The following is a 15,355-nucleotide window of genomic DNA, read 5'->3' on the forward strand; positions in this document are numbered from 1 at the left end:
GCTTTAAACAAATTTCAATATGGATTCTGCTATACGTTCAATTTTCTGCACATCATCTGCCAGACCAGACTCAATCACTGCTCTCGGCATTCCAAATACAATCGATGTTTCTTTTGATTCAGCAATGGCCTTTACTTGACCGTTTTTCTTCATTGCCATCAGGCCATTTTTTCCATCTGCTCCCATTCCTGTCATGATCACAGCAATTTTTTGAATCCCATTAATTTCACCTAAGGACTCAAACATCACATCAACCGAAGGCCTGTGTCCGTTCCTTGGCGGTGAATTATCCAGATGAATTACAAGATCCTCGCCTGATCTTGCTGCTGTCAGATGAAAGCCTCCTGGAGCTATATATGCCGTGCCGTTCTGAAGAATATCCCCTTCCTCGGCTTCCTTTACCGATAAATCTGATAAACCGTTTAGTCTGCTGGCCAGCGATCTCGTAAATCCGGCAGGCATATGCTGAACAATCAGTACCGGTGCGTTAAGATTTCCAGGGAGGTCACTTAGCACTTTTTGAAGAGCCCGCGGTCCGCCTGTGGAAGTACCTATGCAAATTAACTGTCTGAGATTTGGGCTCGATTTGGCAGCAGAACGGCTGGACTGAACGGATTTTCCTGGTTCTATTTTACTATAATTTTGCTGGATTACAGCAGATTTTTTTCCAATAGCTGAAAATTTAACCAGACCTTTCATATTTGCATTGCTCGCCTGCACAATTTTTTCTGTTAATTCAGTCTTTATTTTATGCAGGTCCAGTGAGATTGGCCCGGATGGCTTGGCAATAAAATCAACTGCACCATATTCCATGGCTGTGAAGGTGTTTTCAGCACCTTCCTTCGTTGTGCTTGAAAGCATCACAACAGGGACCGGCATGGTTTTCATGATAATTTTGAGAGCTTCCAGGCCATTTAGAACCGGCATTTCAACATCCATGGTTACGGCGTCAGGATTTAATTCTTTTATCTTCCTTAGTCCCTCTTCCCCGTTTCTGGCTGTGCCGACAACTCGAATTCTGTCATCTTCAGCAAGGAAATCCGCTATCAGTTTTCTCATAAAGGCTGAATCATCTACTACGAGCACTCTGACTGTCTTCATGCTGATTCACCCCCTATTAAAAAGAAATTTTTTCAGTTTTGAAATAAATTGGGCAGAATGGAGTTCACCAGTATGGCTGACAGGCCTGCCGCCAACTTTCTCAGTCATATTCCGAATTGCTTTTGAAGCCGCTGAATTCCCTTGATGCAGAATGAAAGGGATTTGCCGTTTAACAGCCTGCTGTATGCTGCGATCATCAGGAATGATTCCTAAGAGGTCAGCCTCCCTCCCTAAAAATTTTGATACGACAGCAGAAATCCTCTTATACGTTTCCTGCCCTTCTCTCTCTCCTTCAGATCGATTAATGACCAAATGAAATGGAATCTTAGCATCCAAAAGATGTATATGCTTCATTACAGAGTATGCATCAGTGATAGACGTTGGTTCAGGTGTAGTAATAACCGCAATTTCCTGGACTGAGAGTATGAACTTCGCCGATTCTTCTGTAATGCCTGCACCCATATCAAAGATGATATAATCATATTTTTGGATGAGATCAGCAAGTTCTCCTGTGAATCTTGAAATTTGCTCATCATCCAGTTTCACAAAATGCGAAAGGCCAGTCCCTCCGCCAATATAGTCAAGTCCATGAGGCCCCTCAGAAATAATATTTTTCAGCGGGATATTCTTTTCTAAAAAGTCAGCAATTGAATATTTAGCCGACCTTCCCATTAGAATCTCAAGATTCCCCATACCAATATCCAAATCGAATAACAATACCCTTTGGCCGGTTTTGCATAGGGAAATGGAAAAATTCAATGAGAAATTGGATTTCCCTACTCCCCCTTTTCCGCTTACAACTGCTATTGTTTTAACTTGATGATTTCGGCTGTCTTCTTCTTTCAGCCTGGCTCTTAGCCTTTCAGCCTGATCGTTCATTTCTTATTCCCCATTAGTTGTTTAACAATAACCTCTGGCCCTGCCATCAGGATATCATCAGGAACATCCTGTCCGATTGTAATATAAGCGGCACCTTTTTTGTATTTATGAATTATGTTGTACATGGAACCATAAGTTGCCGTTTCATCTGCCTTTGTAAAGATAAGCTTATCTATGTCAATAATGGAAAACTGGTTATATATATCTTCCATATCCTTTTGTTTCGCGGTAAGCGAAAGCACTAAAAAGGTTTCCATCTCATTCTCAAAATCAATGACATTCTTTAAATCATCTACATACTGTTGGTTTCTAAAATTCCGCCCTGCTGTATCAATTAAAACCACGTCATATTCTTTCAGTTTATCGGCTGCATGTCTGAAATCTTCTATTGTATAGCAAACTTCCAAAGGTACATTCAGGATACTTGCATAGGTTTTTAATTGATCGATTGCTGCTATCCTATAAGTGTCAGCTGTGATAAATGCAGCCTTTTTTTTATGTTTAATTACACACTCTGCTGCCATTTTCGCCAATGTAGTGGTTTTTCCAACTCCTGTTGGGCCTGCTACATTGATATATTTTTTGCTGAAAGAAATCCCGCCGAATGGAATATCCTCAATTTGCTTTATAAGTTCATCGTGCAGCCAGGCCTCTATTTCAGAATCCTTAGCGTTCGCACCGCACAGGTACCACTTTTCAAGCAATGCTTGAAGCACCTGATCCTGAACGGACTTTTCAATTTCCTGTTCATCAAGAATGAGCAGGACTTTTCTTATCGCTTCCGGGTAAACAGGACTTGCCTGGTGTGAACTGGCCAAAGAGGACATCATCTGTTTCAGGCTGCTTATCTCTCTAATCAGCTCATCTGAAGTTTTCAAGCTGGAAAATCGAGCTTCTCCTGCATTCCCCTTGGTATGGTCTGAAGGAGCCGGGACCGCTGCGGACTTTACTGCAGGCTTTTGCTCTAATTCCTGACTCGAGTCCACCGCGGCCATCACTTCAATATTCCTTTTTTTAAAAAAGCCTAGGACTCCGCCGGTATATACTACTCTTGAATTTAGAATTACAGCATCCTTGCCTAGCTCCGCACGGATTTGTTTCATCGCATCAGGCATCGATGCTGCCATAAACTTTTTTACCTTCAATCAATATTCACCACCCCGACACTTTGAACTTCCGCATTTGCTTCCAGTTCGTTATAGGAAAGAATCGGTATTTGCGGAAAATACCTTTCTGTTAATTGCCTTACATACATTCTTACCGCTGGAGAACAAAGGACAATTGGAGTCTGTTCCAACAGTGAAAGCTGTTCCACCTGGGAAGCAATGGATTCCAGGATATTCTGCGATACTGTTGGGTCCATGGATAAATAATTGCCATGCTCTGTCTGCTGAACACCTTCTGCAACCAATTTCTCGACCTTCCCTGACAGGGTTACGACTTTTATGGAGTCACCCTGCTGTGAAAACTGGTTGGTAATTTGTCTGGCCAAAGCCTGACGGGCATACTCGGTTAGCAGGTCAGTATCACTTGTAGATTTTGCGAAATCAGCCAGCGTTTCAAAAATAACCGGCAAATTCCGGATTGAAACGTTTTCCCTTAATAATTTCGCAAGTACCTTTTGAACTTCACCCACTGACAACGGATTTGGTGTCACCTCTTCAACAAGGATTGGATAGCTTTCCTTGACATGGTCAATCAGCTGTTTTGTTTCCTGGCGGCCTAATAGCTCATGGGCATTGCTTTTTATTACTTCTGTAATATGAGTAGAAACAACAGATGGAGGGTCAACGACTGTATAGCCAAATATTTCTGCCTGCTCTTTCATTTCTTCTGTTATCCATTTTGCCGGCAGACCAAATGATGGCTCAATCGTATCAATACCTTCGATGCTATCATCTTCAATACCAGGACTCATGGCTAAATAATGATCGAGCAGAAGCTCGCCGCGTGCCATTTCATTTCCTTTAATCTTCAATCTGTATTCATTCGGCTGCAGCTGAATATTGTCACGTATCCTTACCACAGGTATGACAAGCCCCAATTCGATCGCCAGCTGCCTTCTGATCATAACAATCCTGTCCAGAAGGTCACCTCCCTGATTCGTATCGGCAAGAGGGATTAGCCCATAGCCAAACTCGAATTCAATTGGGTCTACATTTAAAAGATTAACCACACTTTCAGGACTTTTCATTTCATCGGTTTCAATTTCTTCTTCCATCTCCAGCAATTGTTCCTTATCAGGCTGGGGAGTCTTTGCAATCGTGTAACCTCCGAAAATCATTAAGCCGCCAATCGGCAAAGTCAGCACGAGCCCGATTGGTGTCAGTAAACCTAAAAGAATAATAGTTCCGCCAGTGACATATAGCATTTTCGGATAAGCAAACAGCTGGGAAGTAATATCTTTACCAATATTTCCATCAGATGCTGCCATTGTAACCACAATACCCGTTGCAGTGGAAATTAGGAGTGCCGGGATTTGGCTGACGAGACCGTCCCCGACTGTTAATGTTGAATATTTCATGGCTGCCTCTGCAAAGGGAAGCCCCATCTGCATCATCCCAATGACCACACCAAATAAAAGGTTAATTATCGTAATGATGATTCCAGCAATGGCGTCCCCTTTTACAAACTTACTGGCACCATCCATGGCACCGTAAAAATCGGATTCTCGGCTTATTTTTTCTCTGCGTTCACGGGCTTCGTGCTCAGAAATCATCCCTGCATTCAAGTCTGCATCGATACTCATCTGTTTACCCGGCATAGCATCAAGTGTAAAACGCGCTGCTACTTCAGAGACTCTCTCAGATCCCTTCGTAATAACGATAAACTGAATAATGATGAGGATTAGGAAGACAACCAGCCCGACAAGAACATTTCCCCCCGTTACGAAAGAGCCAAAAGTTTCAACAACTTTTCCTGCATCTCCTTCTGACAGAATCGATCTGGTTGTAGAAACATTCAGCCCAAGTCTGAATAATGTCATCAATAATATTAGCGAAGGGAAAATGGAAAATTCGAGCGCCTCTTTCATATTCATAGCTGTCAGTAAAACCATGAGTGAAAGCGCAATATTAATGATTATCAGTACACTTAAAAGCCAATGTGGAAAAGGTATTATCAGCATGGCTACTATTAAAATTACACTCATCAATACCGATAAGTCTCTTACTTGCATCGAAACTCTCTCCTTACAAGAAAAGCGCAAGCGCCTTGCTCACCCCCGACAAGCACAAGACGAGCCTCCCGGAAAGGTGTTCTTTGCCTTTTTGGGAGGATTGGCTTGTGACCTCGAGGGGGTAGGCGCTGGAGCTAGACAGTTATCACAGTTCAAAGATCAATACTTTCTTATTTTACAAAAAGCGGAAACGCCTTGGCAGCCATTCATCAGCTTCCTAAGACTAGCTATTTCTAATAAATATTTCTCTGGCTAAATTTTGTTTTTTGTTCTGTACACATAAGCTAATATCTCTGCGACAGCTTTAAAAAATTCTTCAGGGATGGCCTGCCCTATTTCCGCCTGGCTATATAAAGCCCTGGCAAGCGGCCTGTTTTCAACAGAGATCACATCATGTTCCTTTGCGATTAATTTAATCTTTTGAGCAACAAAGTCAACGCCTTTTGCTACTACAATGGGAGCATCACTTTTGGATTCATCATAGCTCAGGGCTATGGCAAAATGAGTTGGATTGGTGATGACCACATCCGCTTTAGGGACTTCCTGCATCATCCTTCTCATCGCCATTTCCCGCTGCCTCTGTTTAATCTTGGATTTAATTAATGGATCCCCTTCAATATTTTTGTGCTCATCTTTAATATCCTGTTTTGACATTCGGATGTTCTTTTCAAAATCATATTTTTGATATAGATAATCCAGGACGGATAAAAACAGGAGTGCCGCCGAAGCAATTAAACCCATTTGAACGGTCAGGCTGGCAAGTGTGACCATCGCCGTTCCAACCGATTTTTGAGAAAGAATTAATATTTCGTCTATTCTTAACCATAAAACAGCAAACGCAGCGACACCCACAAAAGCAATTTTGAGCATCGACTTCAGCAGCTCCACAATCGCTCTCATGGAAAAAATCCGCTTGAATCCTTTTATTGGATCCATTTTCTCCAATTTAGGCTGTATAGCTTCTGTTGAAAAAAGAGTGCCCACCTGCATGAAGTTAGCAGCAATACCTGCCAGCATGGCAACCAGCATGATTGGACCTAAAAAAAGTACCAATTCTTTTAAGACATCGAGAAAGATTACCTGTATATTCGCTTCTGTCAGCGGCATCATCATATAATCATTAAATGAGTGCGTAAAAATATATAGGATGATATTCTTCAAGTAGGATCCGGCAAACAGCAAAAACAGAAACACCGCAAGAAGGACGATGGCTGTATTTACATCCTGACTTTTTGCTACTTGTCCTTTTTTTCTGGAATCCTGCCTCTTTTTCGGTGTGGCTTTTTCTGTTTTTTCTCCGGAAAAAAGCTGGAGATCTAAAGAGAGAAATAACTTCATTCTAAGAACCTCCCATAAGCTCCATAAGCCCTCTCATTGTCTGCAGCATCGTTTCAAACGCAAGGGAGACAGCATACATTAACACGCTCATAACAATGATTAGAACAATAAAACTAACGCCAATTTTCAAAGGCAGGCCGACGACAAAGACATTTAGCTGTGGAACTGTCCTGGCAACAATCCCTAATGCGACATCTACAAGAAATAGACTGCCGACAACAGGAATGGACATCTGAAAGGCAATAACGAACATCGTATTCAGGGCTTTTATTACATATTCAGCCATATTTTCATCCCCGAAAGAAATCCATGCCTGATCCAGAGGGATAAAATGGTAGCTGTAGAACACTCCATCAAGCATTAAATGGTGCCCATTGACAGTTAATAGAAAAAAGAGAGCTATCGTATACAAATACTGTCCCATTAATGGACTTTGCGCACCTGTCTGAGGATCAATGACATTTGCAATGGCAAAACCCATCTGGAAATCAATGAATCCCCCCGCAATTTGAATCGCAGAAAGAATCAAATACGCAATAAATCCGACCATCAGCCCTACTAATGCTTCTTTGATTATTAAAAGAAAATAAGTGCCGTCAATTTCAAGCACCGGCACATCCATTCCCAAGAACATTATCCATGCCAGAAAGAAGCCAAGGCCAATTTTATGTGCCGCAGGGATGGATCTGTATGAAAAAAGGGGCATCATTAAAAAGAAAGATGTCACCCTTACAAAAATTAGTAAAAAGGCAGGAAAAGAAGGCAGAAAATCTAACATGTCATCAGCCAACAAACCTGGTCAAATTAGAGAAAATTTCATTTGCATAAGAGAGCATATGACTAAGCATCCATGGCCCAAAGAAAACAACGCCTACAAGGACCGCTACGATCTTAGGAATAAAAGCCAGCGTCTGTTCCTGAATTTGAGTTGTTGCCTGAAAGATGCTGACAACCAAGCCGACTACTAGAGCAAGAATTAGCAAGGGACCGCAAATCAAAAGTACGGTGATAATCCCTCTTTCTGCAATGGATATAACTGTTTCTGGAGTCATTCTGAATGTTCACCTGCTTAAAAGCTTTGTAAAAGGGATTTAACTACTAAATACCAGCCGTCTACAAGTACAAATAATAATATTTTAAACGGCAAAGAAATCATGACCGGAGGAAGCATCATCATCCCCATGGACATTAATACACTGGCTACAACCATGTCGATTACGAGAAATGGAATAAAAATCATAAATCCAATTTGGAAAGCTGTTTTGATTTCACTTATGGCAAATGCCGGAACAAGACTCGTAAGCGGGATATCTTCAATGGAAGCTGGAGCTTCCGCCCCGGAATATTCAAGAAATAAAGCCAAATCTTTCTGTCTTGTATGGGCACTCATAAACTCTTTAAAAGGGACTGAAGCTTTTTCATAAGCTTCTTCCAGATTTATTTCTTCATTAAATAAAGGTGTTAAAGCCTGATCATTCACTTCTTGCATCGTAGGTGCCATTATAAAGAATGTCAGGAACAAGGATAAGCCGATTAAAACTTGATTCGGCGGCATTTGCTGAGTAGCCAGCGCCGTTCTGACAAAGGAAAGAACGATGACAATCCTTGTGAAGCACGTCATTAAAATTAGAATACTGGGCGCGAGAGAAAGTACCGTCAGCAATAAAAAAAGCTTCACAGATGCAGATACATTTTCAGGAGAACTGCTATTAAAAAACTCCATGAATTCATTCATCTTTCTTCTGGCCCTTTCTTTCTAACTCATCAAACAGTTTTTTTCTGCCCTTTTTGATATCATCCAGCTGAATCCCGAGCAGCGTGCTGAAGTTTGGGCTGCCTTGCTTGCTTCCTACTGTTTGCTGTGTTCTTTTCATCACCTTTGTCACAATATCGCTTGGACGGATAAGCTGTTCCAGGTTGTCATTATGCTCTTTGATGATTTGACTGTATTCTTCCGAATCGTCTATTTCTTTTAACAGCTGAATATTTTCTCCAACCCCTACTACAAAAATGCGATTTCCCACTTTTATCAGCTGAACTGACCTGTTCGCACCTAAAGCTGTACCGCCGAGGTTTTCAACTAACTGCGACCTGTTATATACCTTACTTTTTTTGTTAATGAACTTTAAAAGAGCATACAAAAGTCCAATAGTGAAGCCTGTTGCTAAAATCATCTTTATAAAGTCCCAAAAAGTAAGACCAATTGTGCCGCTTTCATCCTGTTGAGTCTGCCCTTCGTCTGTCTTTGAATCTTTTGATTCCTTTGTTTCCTGCTTCTCGCATTCATTAGGATTTTCCATACATTCTTTAACACTATTATTCAATTGCTCTGCCTGGGCCAGCGGCTGCACGCCCGGCAGAACAATTGAAAACAACAGCAGCAAAGAAATCACTTTCTTTACATTCAACACCATTTTGCACCCTCTAAAAAGAATAATCACTAGCCCAAAGTTTTGCCAATTGCCTCAAGAACTCTATCAGCCTGGAAAGGTTTTACGATAAAATCCTTAGCGCCAGCCTGAATGGCATCAATAACCATTGCCTGCTGGCCCATAGCAGAACACATAATGACTTTTGCACTCGGATTTAATTTTTTGATTTCTTTTAGAGCTGTAATTCCATCCATTTCCGGCATAGTAATATCCATTGTGACAAGATCAGGCTGAGTTTCCTTATATTTTTCAACAGCTTGTGCACCGTCAGCAGCTTCACCCACTACCTCATAGCCATTCTTGGATAAAATATCTTTTATCATCATTCTCATAAAAGCTGCATCATCAACTATTAAAATTTTATGTGCCACTTTAATAACCCCCGCTTATCATCTTAGTTTTTTTATTCGGTCGCTCTGGCTGATAATATCTGTAACCCTCACACCAAAGTTTTCATCAATGACAACCACTTCCCCCTGGGCGATTAATCGGCTATTCACCAGAATGTCAACAGGTTCACCAGCAAGTTTATCCAGTTCAATAATCGATCCTGAAGACAGTTCAAGAATTTCCTTAACGGAACGTTTGGTTCTTCCGAGTTCGACCGTTACCTGAAGCGGTATGTCCAAAAGCATATCTAAATTCTTTGTTTCATGTTCCTGCATGTGGTATGGTTCAAAGCTCGAAAAGGCTGCAGGCTGTACATTCGGCTGCACTCCATTTGAATAAGAGCCTCCGAAATGCTGTGGACCGGATTGCTGTGCCTGGTTTTGAGCCGGTATATAGCTTTGAAGGTTTGATGCCTGATTCATAACCGGCTGTGAATATGCCGGCTGCTCTCCGGAATAACCTGTTTGAGTGTGTGGCTGGTCAAATCCGCTTGAGTGTCCTTCAGTTTTCTTATCAAACGAAAGATGGCTTTCCTGATAATCGGGCTGTCTTTGCGCTGCTGGCTTCTCTTCTGAAACAGCGCTATCTGCTGGAAGCTCCTGACCAGGATTTAATAATTCATTTACTAGGCTTTTGCCAAATTCCAGAGGAAGCAGCTGCATAATATTTGAGTCGATCAGACTTCCTATTTTTAATCGGAACGAAATCCTTATAAGCATGTCATCAGCAGGAACTCGATCAGCACCTTCTCCCTGCGGCAAATCAAGAATATCGATTGCAGGGGGTGAAATATCAACCTTTTTTCCAAAGATGGTTGACATCGAAGTTGCTGCAGAACCCATCATCTGGTTCATTGCCTCCTGAACCGCGCTTAACTGAATTTCACCCATTAGATCAGCCGGGTTGGTTCCATCTCCCCCAAGCATCAAGTCAGCAATGATGGCTGCATCCGACTGCTGAATTACAAGCAAATTGCTTCCGAAGAAACCTTCCGTATAATTCACCTGAATTGCTACATAAGGATGTGGGAATTCTTCAGCTAATTTCTGACGCAAAACAACTGAAACAGCTGGAGTTGTGATATCAACTTTCTGATTCAATAAAGTAGATAATGCTGTTGCAGAGCTCCCAAATGAGATATTGCCGATTTCCCCTAACGCATCCTGCTCCATATGTGACAGATAATCTTCAGTTTGAAAAAATGCCTCATTATAACTTTCTGTTTCATCGCTGTCGTCAGCTGCTCCCCTTAACAGAGCATCAATTTCATCTTGCGAAAGCATATCATCACTCATCATCCTCATCTCCCCCTTTCACAGTGTCTAAAATTTGCACGGCCATTTTTTTGTTCATTTTTCCTGGCTGTCCGATGAATTTTGGAATATTCCCGACTTTTACTGTGAGCGCCTGGTCAATCCCCTGATTTAACTCAATGACATCTCCAACATCAAGAGATAAGAAATCCTGAATGGCTATGTCGGAACTGCCGAGTTCACATATGACTGGAACTTCCGCTTTATGAATATTTCGTTCAAGCCGGGCAATGACCTCCGGCTCCCTTTCCTTTTTGTCCGTCTGCATCCAATAATGTACAGACAGCTTGGGAATAATGGGCTCGAGAACGACGTGAGGTATACATATATTAATCATCCCGCTCGTTTCCCCAATGGTCGTATTTAATGAAATAACTACGACTGTTTCATTTGGAGAGACCATTTGCAGAAATTGCGGATTCACCTCAAAATCAGCCAAAAGCGGATCAATATCCGCGATTGTGCTCCAGGCTTCCCTTAGGTTTTCAAATGCCCTTTCAAAAGTAGCAGACATGATTTTTGTTTCAATTTCTGTTAAATTATCAACTTTATTTATGCTTGTCCCCCTGCCGCCCATCAGCCTGTCCATCATGGCATATGCGACATTTGGATTCACTTCCATTAGAATTCTTCCATCCAGAGGCGGCACTTCAATTACATTAAGTATTGTCATTTTCGGGATGGACCGGATAAATTCCTCATATGGTATCTGATCTGCAGAAGCAACCGATATCTGCACATATGTCCTCAGCTGGGCAGAAAAAAAGGTGGTTAAGAGCCTGGCAAAATTCTCGTGTATTCTTGTTAAACTGCGAATTTGATCTTTTGAGAATCTTAATGCTCTCTTAAAATCATAAACTTTTACTTTTTTCTCTGTTTGTTCTTTTTTCAGTTCATCTGCATCCATTTCTCCGGTAGATAGAGCGGAAAGCAGTGCATCAATCTCGCTTTGCGATAAAACCTCACCTGACATGAATCCTCACCTCCATCTATTGCAGTTAGTTAATTGGTTATCACTGGAGGAGAGATTCAGTAATGTACACCTGAACGATCTTTCCTTCTTGCATTAAACCGTTTATCTTGGTTTTCAAATCTTCCTGCAGCTTGATTTGGCCTTCTTTCCCCTGTATATCCTCTGCTTTCATTTCAGACAATTCCTGAATGATGAGATTTTTCACCTGAAAATCTCTTTTCTGTAATTCCTCTTTAGCTTTTTTGTTTTCAGTCTGGATTTTAAAAGATATCCTGATATAATCATCACTCGCTAAATTGGCTGTAACTTGCGGGATATCAACAGAGGCCTCCAGCACTTCATCAATGGTTGGCTCTTTTGTTTCATCATCACCCGAAAATTTCATTACAATCACCAGGGCAATAGCTCCTACAAGTGTGATCGCTACAAGCATCATTAACATTATCATTAACAGCTTATTGTTCTTCATTTTCATTTCCCTCCGCCAGCTGCTGCCCCAGAAGATTAACAGATTGATAGAATCCTAAAATCGATTGCATGACTTGATTTTCAGATTCCTTTACAACATACTTCTTTCCATTAGTGAGCGTAATCGTCGTATCTGGAAAAGACTCTACTGTTTCTATGTACAAAGCATTTAATACAAAAGATTTGCCGTTCAGGCGAGATACTTTAATCAATGTTCATTTTCAGGGCTAAAGATCCTGTGCCTCCAGCCCTGACCCTCCTTTAGATTATCGTTTTAAATTAACAAGCTCCTGCAGGATTTCATCTGATGTTGTAATGATCCGTGTGTTTGCCTGAAACCCGCGCTGTGCTGTAATCATTTCAGTGAATTCCTCTGATAGGTCTACGTTGGACATTTCCAGGGTCCCAGAAACCAGTACTCCTGCACCGTCTTCTCCAGGGGTTAATGGGACTGCATCGCCTGAGTTTACAGTGTCCTTATATAGATTGTCTCCAATTTTTTCAAGACCTCCATTATTATTAAAGCGTGCTATTCCAATTGGTCCGGCAGACTGCAGTGTATCGTTCCCGTCTATTAAGAAGTTTATAGTTCCGTCATTCGATATACTTAAGCTCTTAATAACGGTAGCATCCCCACCGTTTAATTGGATAGCTGCCCCATCAGCTCCTTTTACTTTATCTCCTGATGCCGTAACGAGATTAGCATCATCATCAAGATACAGATTTCCAGCGCGGGTATAATAGGTGTTATTCCCTCGCTGAACCATCAAGTAGCCATCCCCTTGAATCCCTATATCCAATACACGGCCAGTGGTTTGCAGACTCCCCTGTGTATCAATTGTATCTATAGAGGATAATTGCGAACCAAGACCTACCTGCTTGGGATTTATACCGCCCGAGTTATCTCCACTTCCTGTTGCACCTGAAATAGTCTGACTTACCATATCTTTAAAATTCACGCGACCTTTTTTATATCCAAATGTATTTACATTTGCAATATTATTCCCAATAACATCCAGCTTTGTCTGGAAGTTTTTCATCCCGCTTATACCTGAATACATTGAACGTAGCATTAATTTTGCTCCTCTCTTTTATGCTGCTTCTGTCAGTCGGCAGCTAAGGCTTCCTTAAAAAGGTCCAGCCATTGTTTTTATTGATCCAGAATTATAGTTCCATCAATATTAGTGAATATTTGTGTTCGAGATTCTTTACGATCCATCGCAGTGATTACTGTATTATTCTTAACACTGACTACAAGTGCTGCGTTATCGAGCAATACCAAGGATTCTTTAACACCCATTTCCTTGGCTTCCTGTAACTTATCTTCAATTTGCTTCCACCGCTCTGCACTTATATGTATACCTCTCTGTTCAAGCCGCTGCTTTGCATGTTTGCTGACAATTAAATTGCCTTCAGTCTGCAAGGCTGTTTGGAGGTGGGCAGAGAATTTAGTATGTGATTGCTTAGAAGTTTGAACTGCATTCCCTTTTGGTGTAATTACCGGCTGGGTGTGGATCGGACGAAAAATAAGTTTATCCACCCACTCACTTCCTTTTATTCATTTAGTTGAGAAATATTTGCAGGTTCAAGCTTCGTTCCATCATCCAAAATAAATACTGCTGAATTATTCTTATATTGGATAGAAACTACTCTTCCAGTTCCTTCTTCAATAATTGGATCCTGGTTTGGTTCACTTGATTCAGTCAATTTATGCCAGGTGACATTTTTGCCTAAAAAGTTATTGTAAGTCATTAGCTGGTTCTGCTCCTGAAAAGCCAATAATTTCTCCATCGTCTTATTCATATTAGTCATCTGCTCCAAAGACGAAAAGGTTGCCATCTGCGCAATAAAGTCCTTGTCCTGCATAGGATTCATTGGATCCTGGTTTTGCAGCTGTGTCATTAGAATCTTAAGAAAATCATCTTTGCCTAATATATCTGAGCCGGTTTTTCGAGTTTGGCTTTGGTAGTTTGATAGCATTAGGGAAGAATCTATTATGTTTGCCAATTACTATCACTCCTATGCTTCTGTATTAAGAAGAGCTTCTTCAAACGAGCTGTTAAATTCTCTCTCAGGCTGCGGATTATTTTCATCCTTGTTCTGCTGCTGCCTCTGTTCCTGCTGCTGGGGATCCCTGTTAAAGGAGCGATCCTGCTGCGTCATTTGCTGAGAGATTTCAATTCTCTCAATCTGAATGTTTTGTGAACTGAAGGCCTGCTTTAGACCATTTATATGTGAATCAAGAATTTCTTTGGCTGAGCCAGTTGATGTAAGTATCCTGGCAATCATCGCAGATTCCTTTTGAATAAGCTCTATGCGCAGCGCTCCAAGATGGTCGGGATTCAGCTTGATAAATAACTTTTGTGTTCCTCCCGTTTTGAGAAAGCTGCTCTTGGATAAAATGTTTTCAAATTGCTGCATAAGCTGATCTGCGCTTACTGTCCTTCCCAGCGGATTCAGCAGAGCCATCTGCTCCGATTTTGAGAATGATTGAAACTGAATAAATCCCTGCAAACCAGTTTCTGCTCTGTTATTGATTTTAGAGGCTGCCTGACTCGAGATTTCATTAGCAGAGTTATTTTGTTGGTTTATAGTGTTTAATTCCTTTGCTAGCGGGGTAAAAACTTTTTGTATAATACTGCCTTTATCAACAGAAATACTGTTTATTAGCCCCTCAACTTTTACTTGTACATGATTTAGAAATTCCTTCAGATTTATTTTGCTGCTGAAAAAATCCTTCTTTGCAGACAGAATGTCATACAATTTCAAAGCTTTTAATGCTCCGATAGTATCTTTACCCTGAAGGATCATACCTTCTTTATGATCAAAATTTGAGATTGCTGAAATTAATAATTGGATTTTGTCAACATCTTCTAAATCTTCTATAGAATATACATCTTCAAGCTTTACACCTGGCAGAACCTGGTCAATAAAACCCTCTAGCATCTGCACCAATTCTTCCTGTGAAAGATTCAGCTGCTCTGAAATGACCTCTATGATGTCAGTTTCTGTTTGAAAGGAAATCTTCTCCAGCAGCTCTCTTCCGTTTTCTAATTCGGTGATCTCACTCACTTTAAGAAACTCCATTATTTCTTTTAACTGTTCGTTCTTCTCCCCATCAGCTGCTGCAGGTAAGCTTTCTGCTTGCCGTTTGGCGGTACCGGTTAAAGCAAAGAAGAGACTTCCAAAACCAGTGCTGCCTGTATCTTGCAGAGATATTTTATCTTCGGATGAATATTGTGACTGAATAAATCCTAATCCTCCAATTTGCACTTAGTTTCAC

General features: G+C 41.1%; 18 protein-coding genes. All 18 read right to left on the reverse strand.

All coding sequences use genetic code 11. The annotated features are described in order from the left end of the window. Positions 1 to 3 precede the first annotated feature (3 nt). Positions 4 to 1,101, reverse strand: a complete 1,098-nt coding sequence (locus tag QUF73_08220; GenBank protein ID MDM5226196.1) for a chemotaxis response regulator protein-glutamate methylesterase — start codon at positions 1,099 to 1,101, stop codon at positions 4 to 6. 6 nt (positions 1,102 to 1,107) lie between these two features. Continuing rightward, on the reverse strand, positions 1,108 to 1,980 hold the full coding sequence (locus QUF73_08225; GenBank protein MDM5226197.1) for a MinD/ParA family protein: 873 nt from the start codon (positions 1,978 to 1,980) through the stop codon (positions 1,108 to 1,110). Then, positions 1,977 to 3,125 carry a flagellar biosynthesis protein FlhF gene (flhF, locus tag QUF73_08230; protein ID MDM5226198.1) on the reverse strand — a complete coding sequence of 383 codons (1,149 nt, stop codon included), beginning with the start codon at positions 3,123 to 3,125 and terminating at the stop codon, positions 1,977 to 1,979. The genes QUF73_08225 and flhF overlap by 4 nt, the downstream gene beginning before the upstream one ends. After that, positions 3,122 to 5,158 (reverse strand): flagellar biosynthesis protein FlhA, encoded by a 2,037-nt coding sequence (gene flhA / locus QUF73_08235; protein MDM5226199.1) that lies wholly within the window; start codon positions 5,156 to 5,158, stop codon positions 3,122 to 3,124. The genes flhF and flhA overlap by 4 nt, the downstream gene beginning before the upstream one ends. A gap of 252 nt (positions 5,159 to 5,410) precedes the next feature. Continuing rightward, positions 5,411 to 6,496, reverse strand: a complete 1,086-nt coding sequence (flhB, locus tag QUF73_08240) for a flagellar biosynthesis protein FlhB (GenBank protein MDM5226200.1) — start codon at positions 6,494 to 6,496, stop codon at positions 5,411 to 5,413. Position 6,497: 1 nt separating this feature from the next. Next, positions 6,498 to 7,274: a flagellar biosynthetic protein FliR gene (fliR, locus tag QUF73_08245; protein ID MDM5226201.1), complete on the reverse strand. Its 777-nt coding sequence runs from the start codon at positions 7,272 to 7,274 to the stop codon at positions 6,498 to 6,500. A gap of 4 nt (positions 7,275 to 7,278) precedes the next feature. Then, positions 7,279 to 7,548 (reverse strand): flagellar biosynthesis protein FliQ, encoded by a 270-nt coding sequence (gene fliQ / locus QUF73_08250; protein MDM5226202.1) that lies wholly within the window; start codon positions 7,546 to 7,548, stop codon positions 7,279 to 7,281. A gap of 17 nt (positions 7,549 to 7,565) precedes the next feature. Continuing rightward, positions 7,566 to 8,231 carry a flagellar type III secretion system pore protein FliP gene (gene fliP, locus QUF73_08255; GenBank protein MDM5226203.1) on the reverse strand — a complete coding sequence of 222 codons (666 nt, stop codon included), beginning with the start codon at positions 8,229 to 8,231 and terminating at the stop codon, positions 7,566 to 7,568. Then, complete coding sequence (locus QUF73_08260) at positions 8,224 to 8,910, reverse strand: flagellar biosynthetic protein FliO (protein MDM5226204.1); 687 nt, start codon at positions 8,908 to 8,910, stop codon at positions 8,224 to 8,226. Before QUF73_08260 ends, fliP begins: the two co-directional genes overlap by 8 nt. A 26-nt stretch (positions 8,911 to 8,936) precedes the next feature. Continuing rightward, positions 8,937 to 9,299, reverse strand: a complete 363-nt coding sequence (locus QUF73_08265) for a response regulator (protein ID MDM5226205.1) — start codon at positions 9,297 to 9,299, stop codon at positions 8,937 to 8,939. 18 nt (positions 9,300 to 9,317) lie between these two features. Then, positions 9,318 to 10,616 carry a flagellar motor switch phosphatase FliY gene (fliY, locus tag QUF73_08270; GenBank protein ID MDM5226206.1) on the reverse strand — a complete coding sequence of 433 codons (1,299 nt, stop codon included), beginning with the start codon at positions 10,614 to 10,616 and terminating at the stop codon, positions 9,318 to 9,320. After that, on the reverse strand, positions 10,606 to 11,604 hold the full coding sequence (fliM, locus tag QUF73_08275) for a flagellar motor switch protein FliM (GenBank protein ID MDM5226207.1): 999 nt from the start codon (positions 11,602 to 11,604) through the stop codon (positions 10,606 to 10,608). The genes fliY and fliM overlap by 11 nt, the downstream gene beginning before the upstream one ends. 40 nt (positions 11,605 to 11,644) lie before the next feature. Beyond that, on the reverse strand, positions 11,645 to 12,073 hold the full coding sequence (fliL, locus tag QUF73_08280; protein MDM5226208.1) for a flagellar basal body-associated protein FliL: 429 nt from the start codon (positions 12,071 to 12,073) through the stop codon (positions 11,645 to 11,647). Then, the gene (locus tag QUF73_08285; GenBank protein ID MDM5226209.1) at positions 12,060 to 12,284 is read right to left on the reverse strand and encodes a flagellar FlbD family protein; all 225 of its coding nucleotides are present in this window, start codon (positions 12,282 to 12,284) and stop codon (positions 12,060 to 12,062) included. Before QUF73_08285 ends, fliL begins: the two co-directional genes overlap by 14 nt. A gap of 54 nt (positions 12,285 to 12,338) precedes the next feature. Then, positions 12,339 to 13,145, reverse strand: a complete 807-nt coding sequence (gene flgG, locus QUF73_08290; protein MDM5226210.1) for a flagellar basal body rod protein FlgG — start codon at positions 13,143 to 13,145, stop codon at positions 12,339 to 12,341. 77 nt (positions 13,146 to 13,222) lie between these two features. Next, positions 13,223 to 13,612 carry a TIGR02530 family flagellar biosynthesis protein gene (locus tag QUF73_08295; protein ID MDM5226211.1) on the reverse strand — a complete coding sequence of 130 codons (390 nt, stop codon included), beginning with the start codon at positions 13,610 to 13,612 and terminating at the stop codon, positions 13,223 to 13,225. A gap of 14 nt (positions 13,613 to 13,626) precedes the next feature. Continuing rightward, positions 13,627 to 14,079: a flagellar hook assembly protein FlgD gene (gene flgD, locus QUF73_08300; GenBank protein ID MDM5226212.1), complete on the reverse strand. Its 453-nt coding sequence runs from the start codon at positions 14,077 to 14,079 to the stop codon at positions 13,627 to 13,629. A gap of 12 nt (positions 14,080 to 14,091) precedes the next feature. Continuing rightward, complete coding sequence (locus QUF73_08305) at positions 14,092 to 15,345, reverse strand: flagellar hook-length control protein FliK (protein ID MDM5226213.1); 1,254 nt, start codon at positions 15,343 to 15,345, stop codon at positions 14,092 to 14,094. Positions 15,346 to 15,355 lie beyond the last annotated feature (10 nt).

The sequence above is a fragment of the Cytobacillus sp. NJ13 genome (assembly GCA_030348385.1).
Taxonomy (GTDB): Bacteria; Bacillota; Bacilli; order Bacillales; family Cytobacillaceae; genus Cytobacillus.

What these genes read in the sequence shown, in the direction of transcription:
- QUF73_08220 (MDM5226196.1), bottom strand. Translation starts at nt 1,101, where the DNA reads ATGAAGACAGTCAGAGTGCTCGTAGTAGATGATTCAGCCTTTATGAGA.
- QUF73_08225 (MDM5226197.1), bottom strand. Translation starts at nt 1,980, where the DNA reads ATGAACGATCAGGCTGAAAGGCTAAGAGCCAGGCTGAAAGAAGAAGAC.
- flhA (MDM5226199.1), bottom strand. Translation starts at nt 5,158, where the DNA reads ATGCAAGTAAGAGACTTATCGGTATTGATGAGTGTAATTTTAATAGTA.
- flhB (MDM5226200.1), bottom strand. Translation starts at nt 6,496, where the DNA reads ATGAAGTTATTTCTCTCTTTAGATCTCCAGCTTTTTTCCGGAGAAAAA.
- fliR (MDM5226201.1), bottom strand. Translation starts at nt 7,274, where the DNA reads ATGTTAGATTTTCTGCCTTCTTTTCCTGCCTTTTTACTAATTTTTGTA.
- fliQ (MDM5226202.1), bottom strand. Translation starts at nt 7,548, where the DNA reads ATGACTCCAGAAACAGTTATATCCATTGCAGAAAGAGGGATTATCACC.
- fliP (MDM5226203.1), bottom strand. Translation starts at nt 8,231, where the DNA reads ATGAATGAATTCATGGAGTTTTTTAATAGCAGTTCTCCTGAAAATGTA.
- QUF73_08260 (MDM5226204.1), bottom strand. Translation starts at nt 8,910, where the DNA reads ATGGTGTTGAATGTAAAGAAAGTGATTTCTTTGCTGCTGTTGTTTTCA.
- fliY (MDM5226206.1), bottom strand. Translation starts at nt 10,616, where the DNA reads ATGATGAGTGATGATATGCTTTCGCAAGATGAAATTGATGCTCTGTTA.
- fliM (MDM5226207.1), bottom strand. Translation starts at nt 11,604, where the DNA reads ATGTCAGGTGAGGTTTTATCGCAAAGCGAGATTGATGCACTGCTTTCC.
- fliL (MDM5226208.1), bottom strand. Translation starts at nt 12,073, where the DNA reads ATGAAGAACAATAAGCTGTTAATGATAATGTTAATGATGCTTGTAGCG.
- flgG (MDM5226210.1), bottom strand. Translation starts at nt 13,145, where the DNA reads ATGCTACGTTCAATGTATTCAGGTATAAGCGGGATGAAAAACTTCCAG.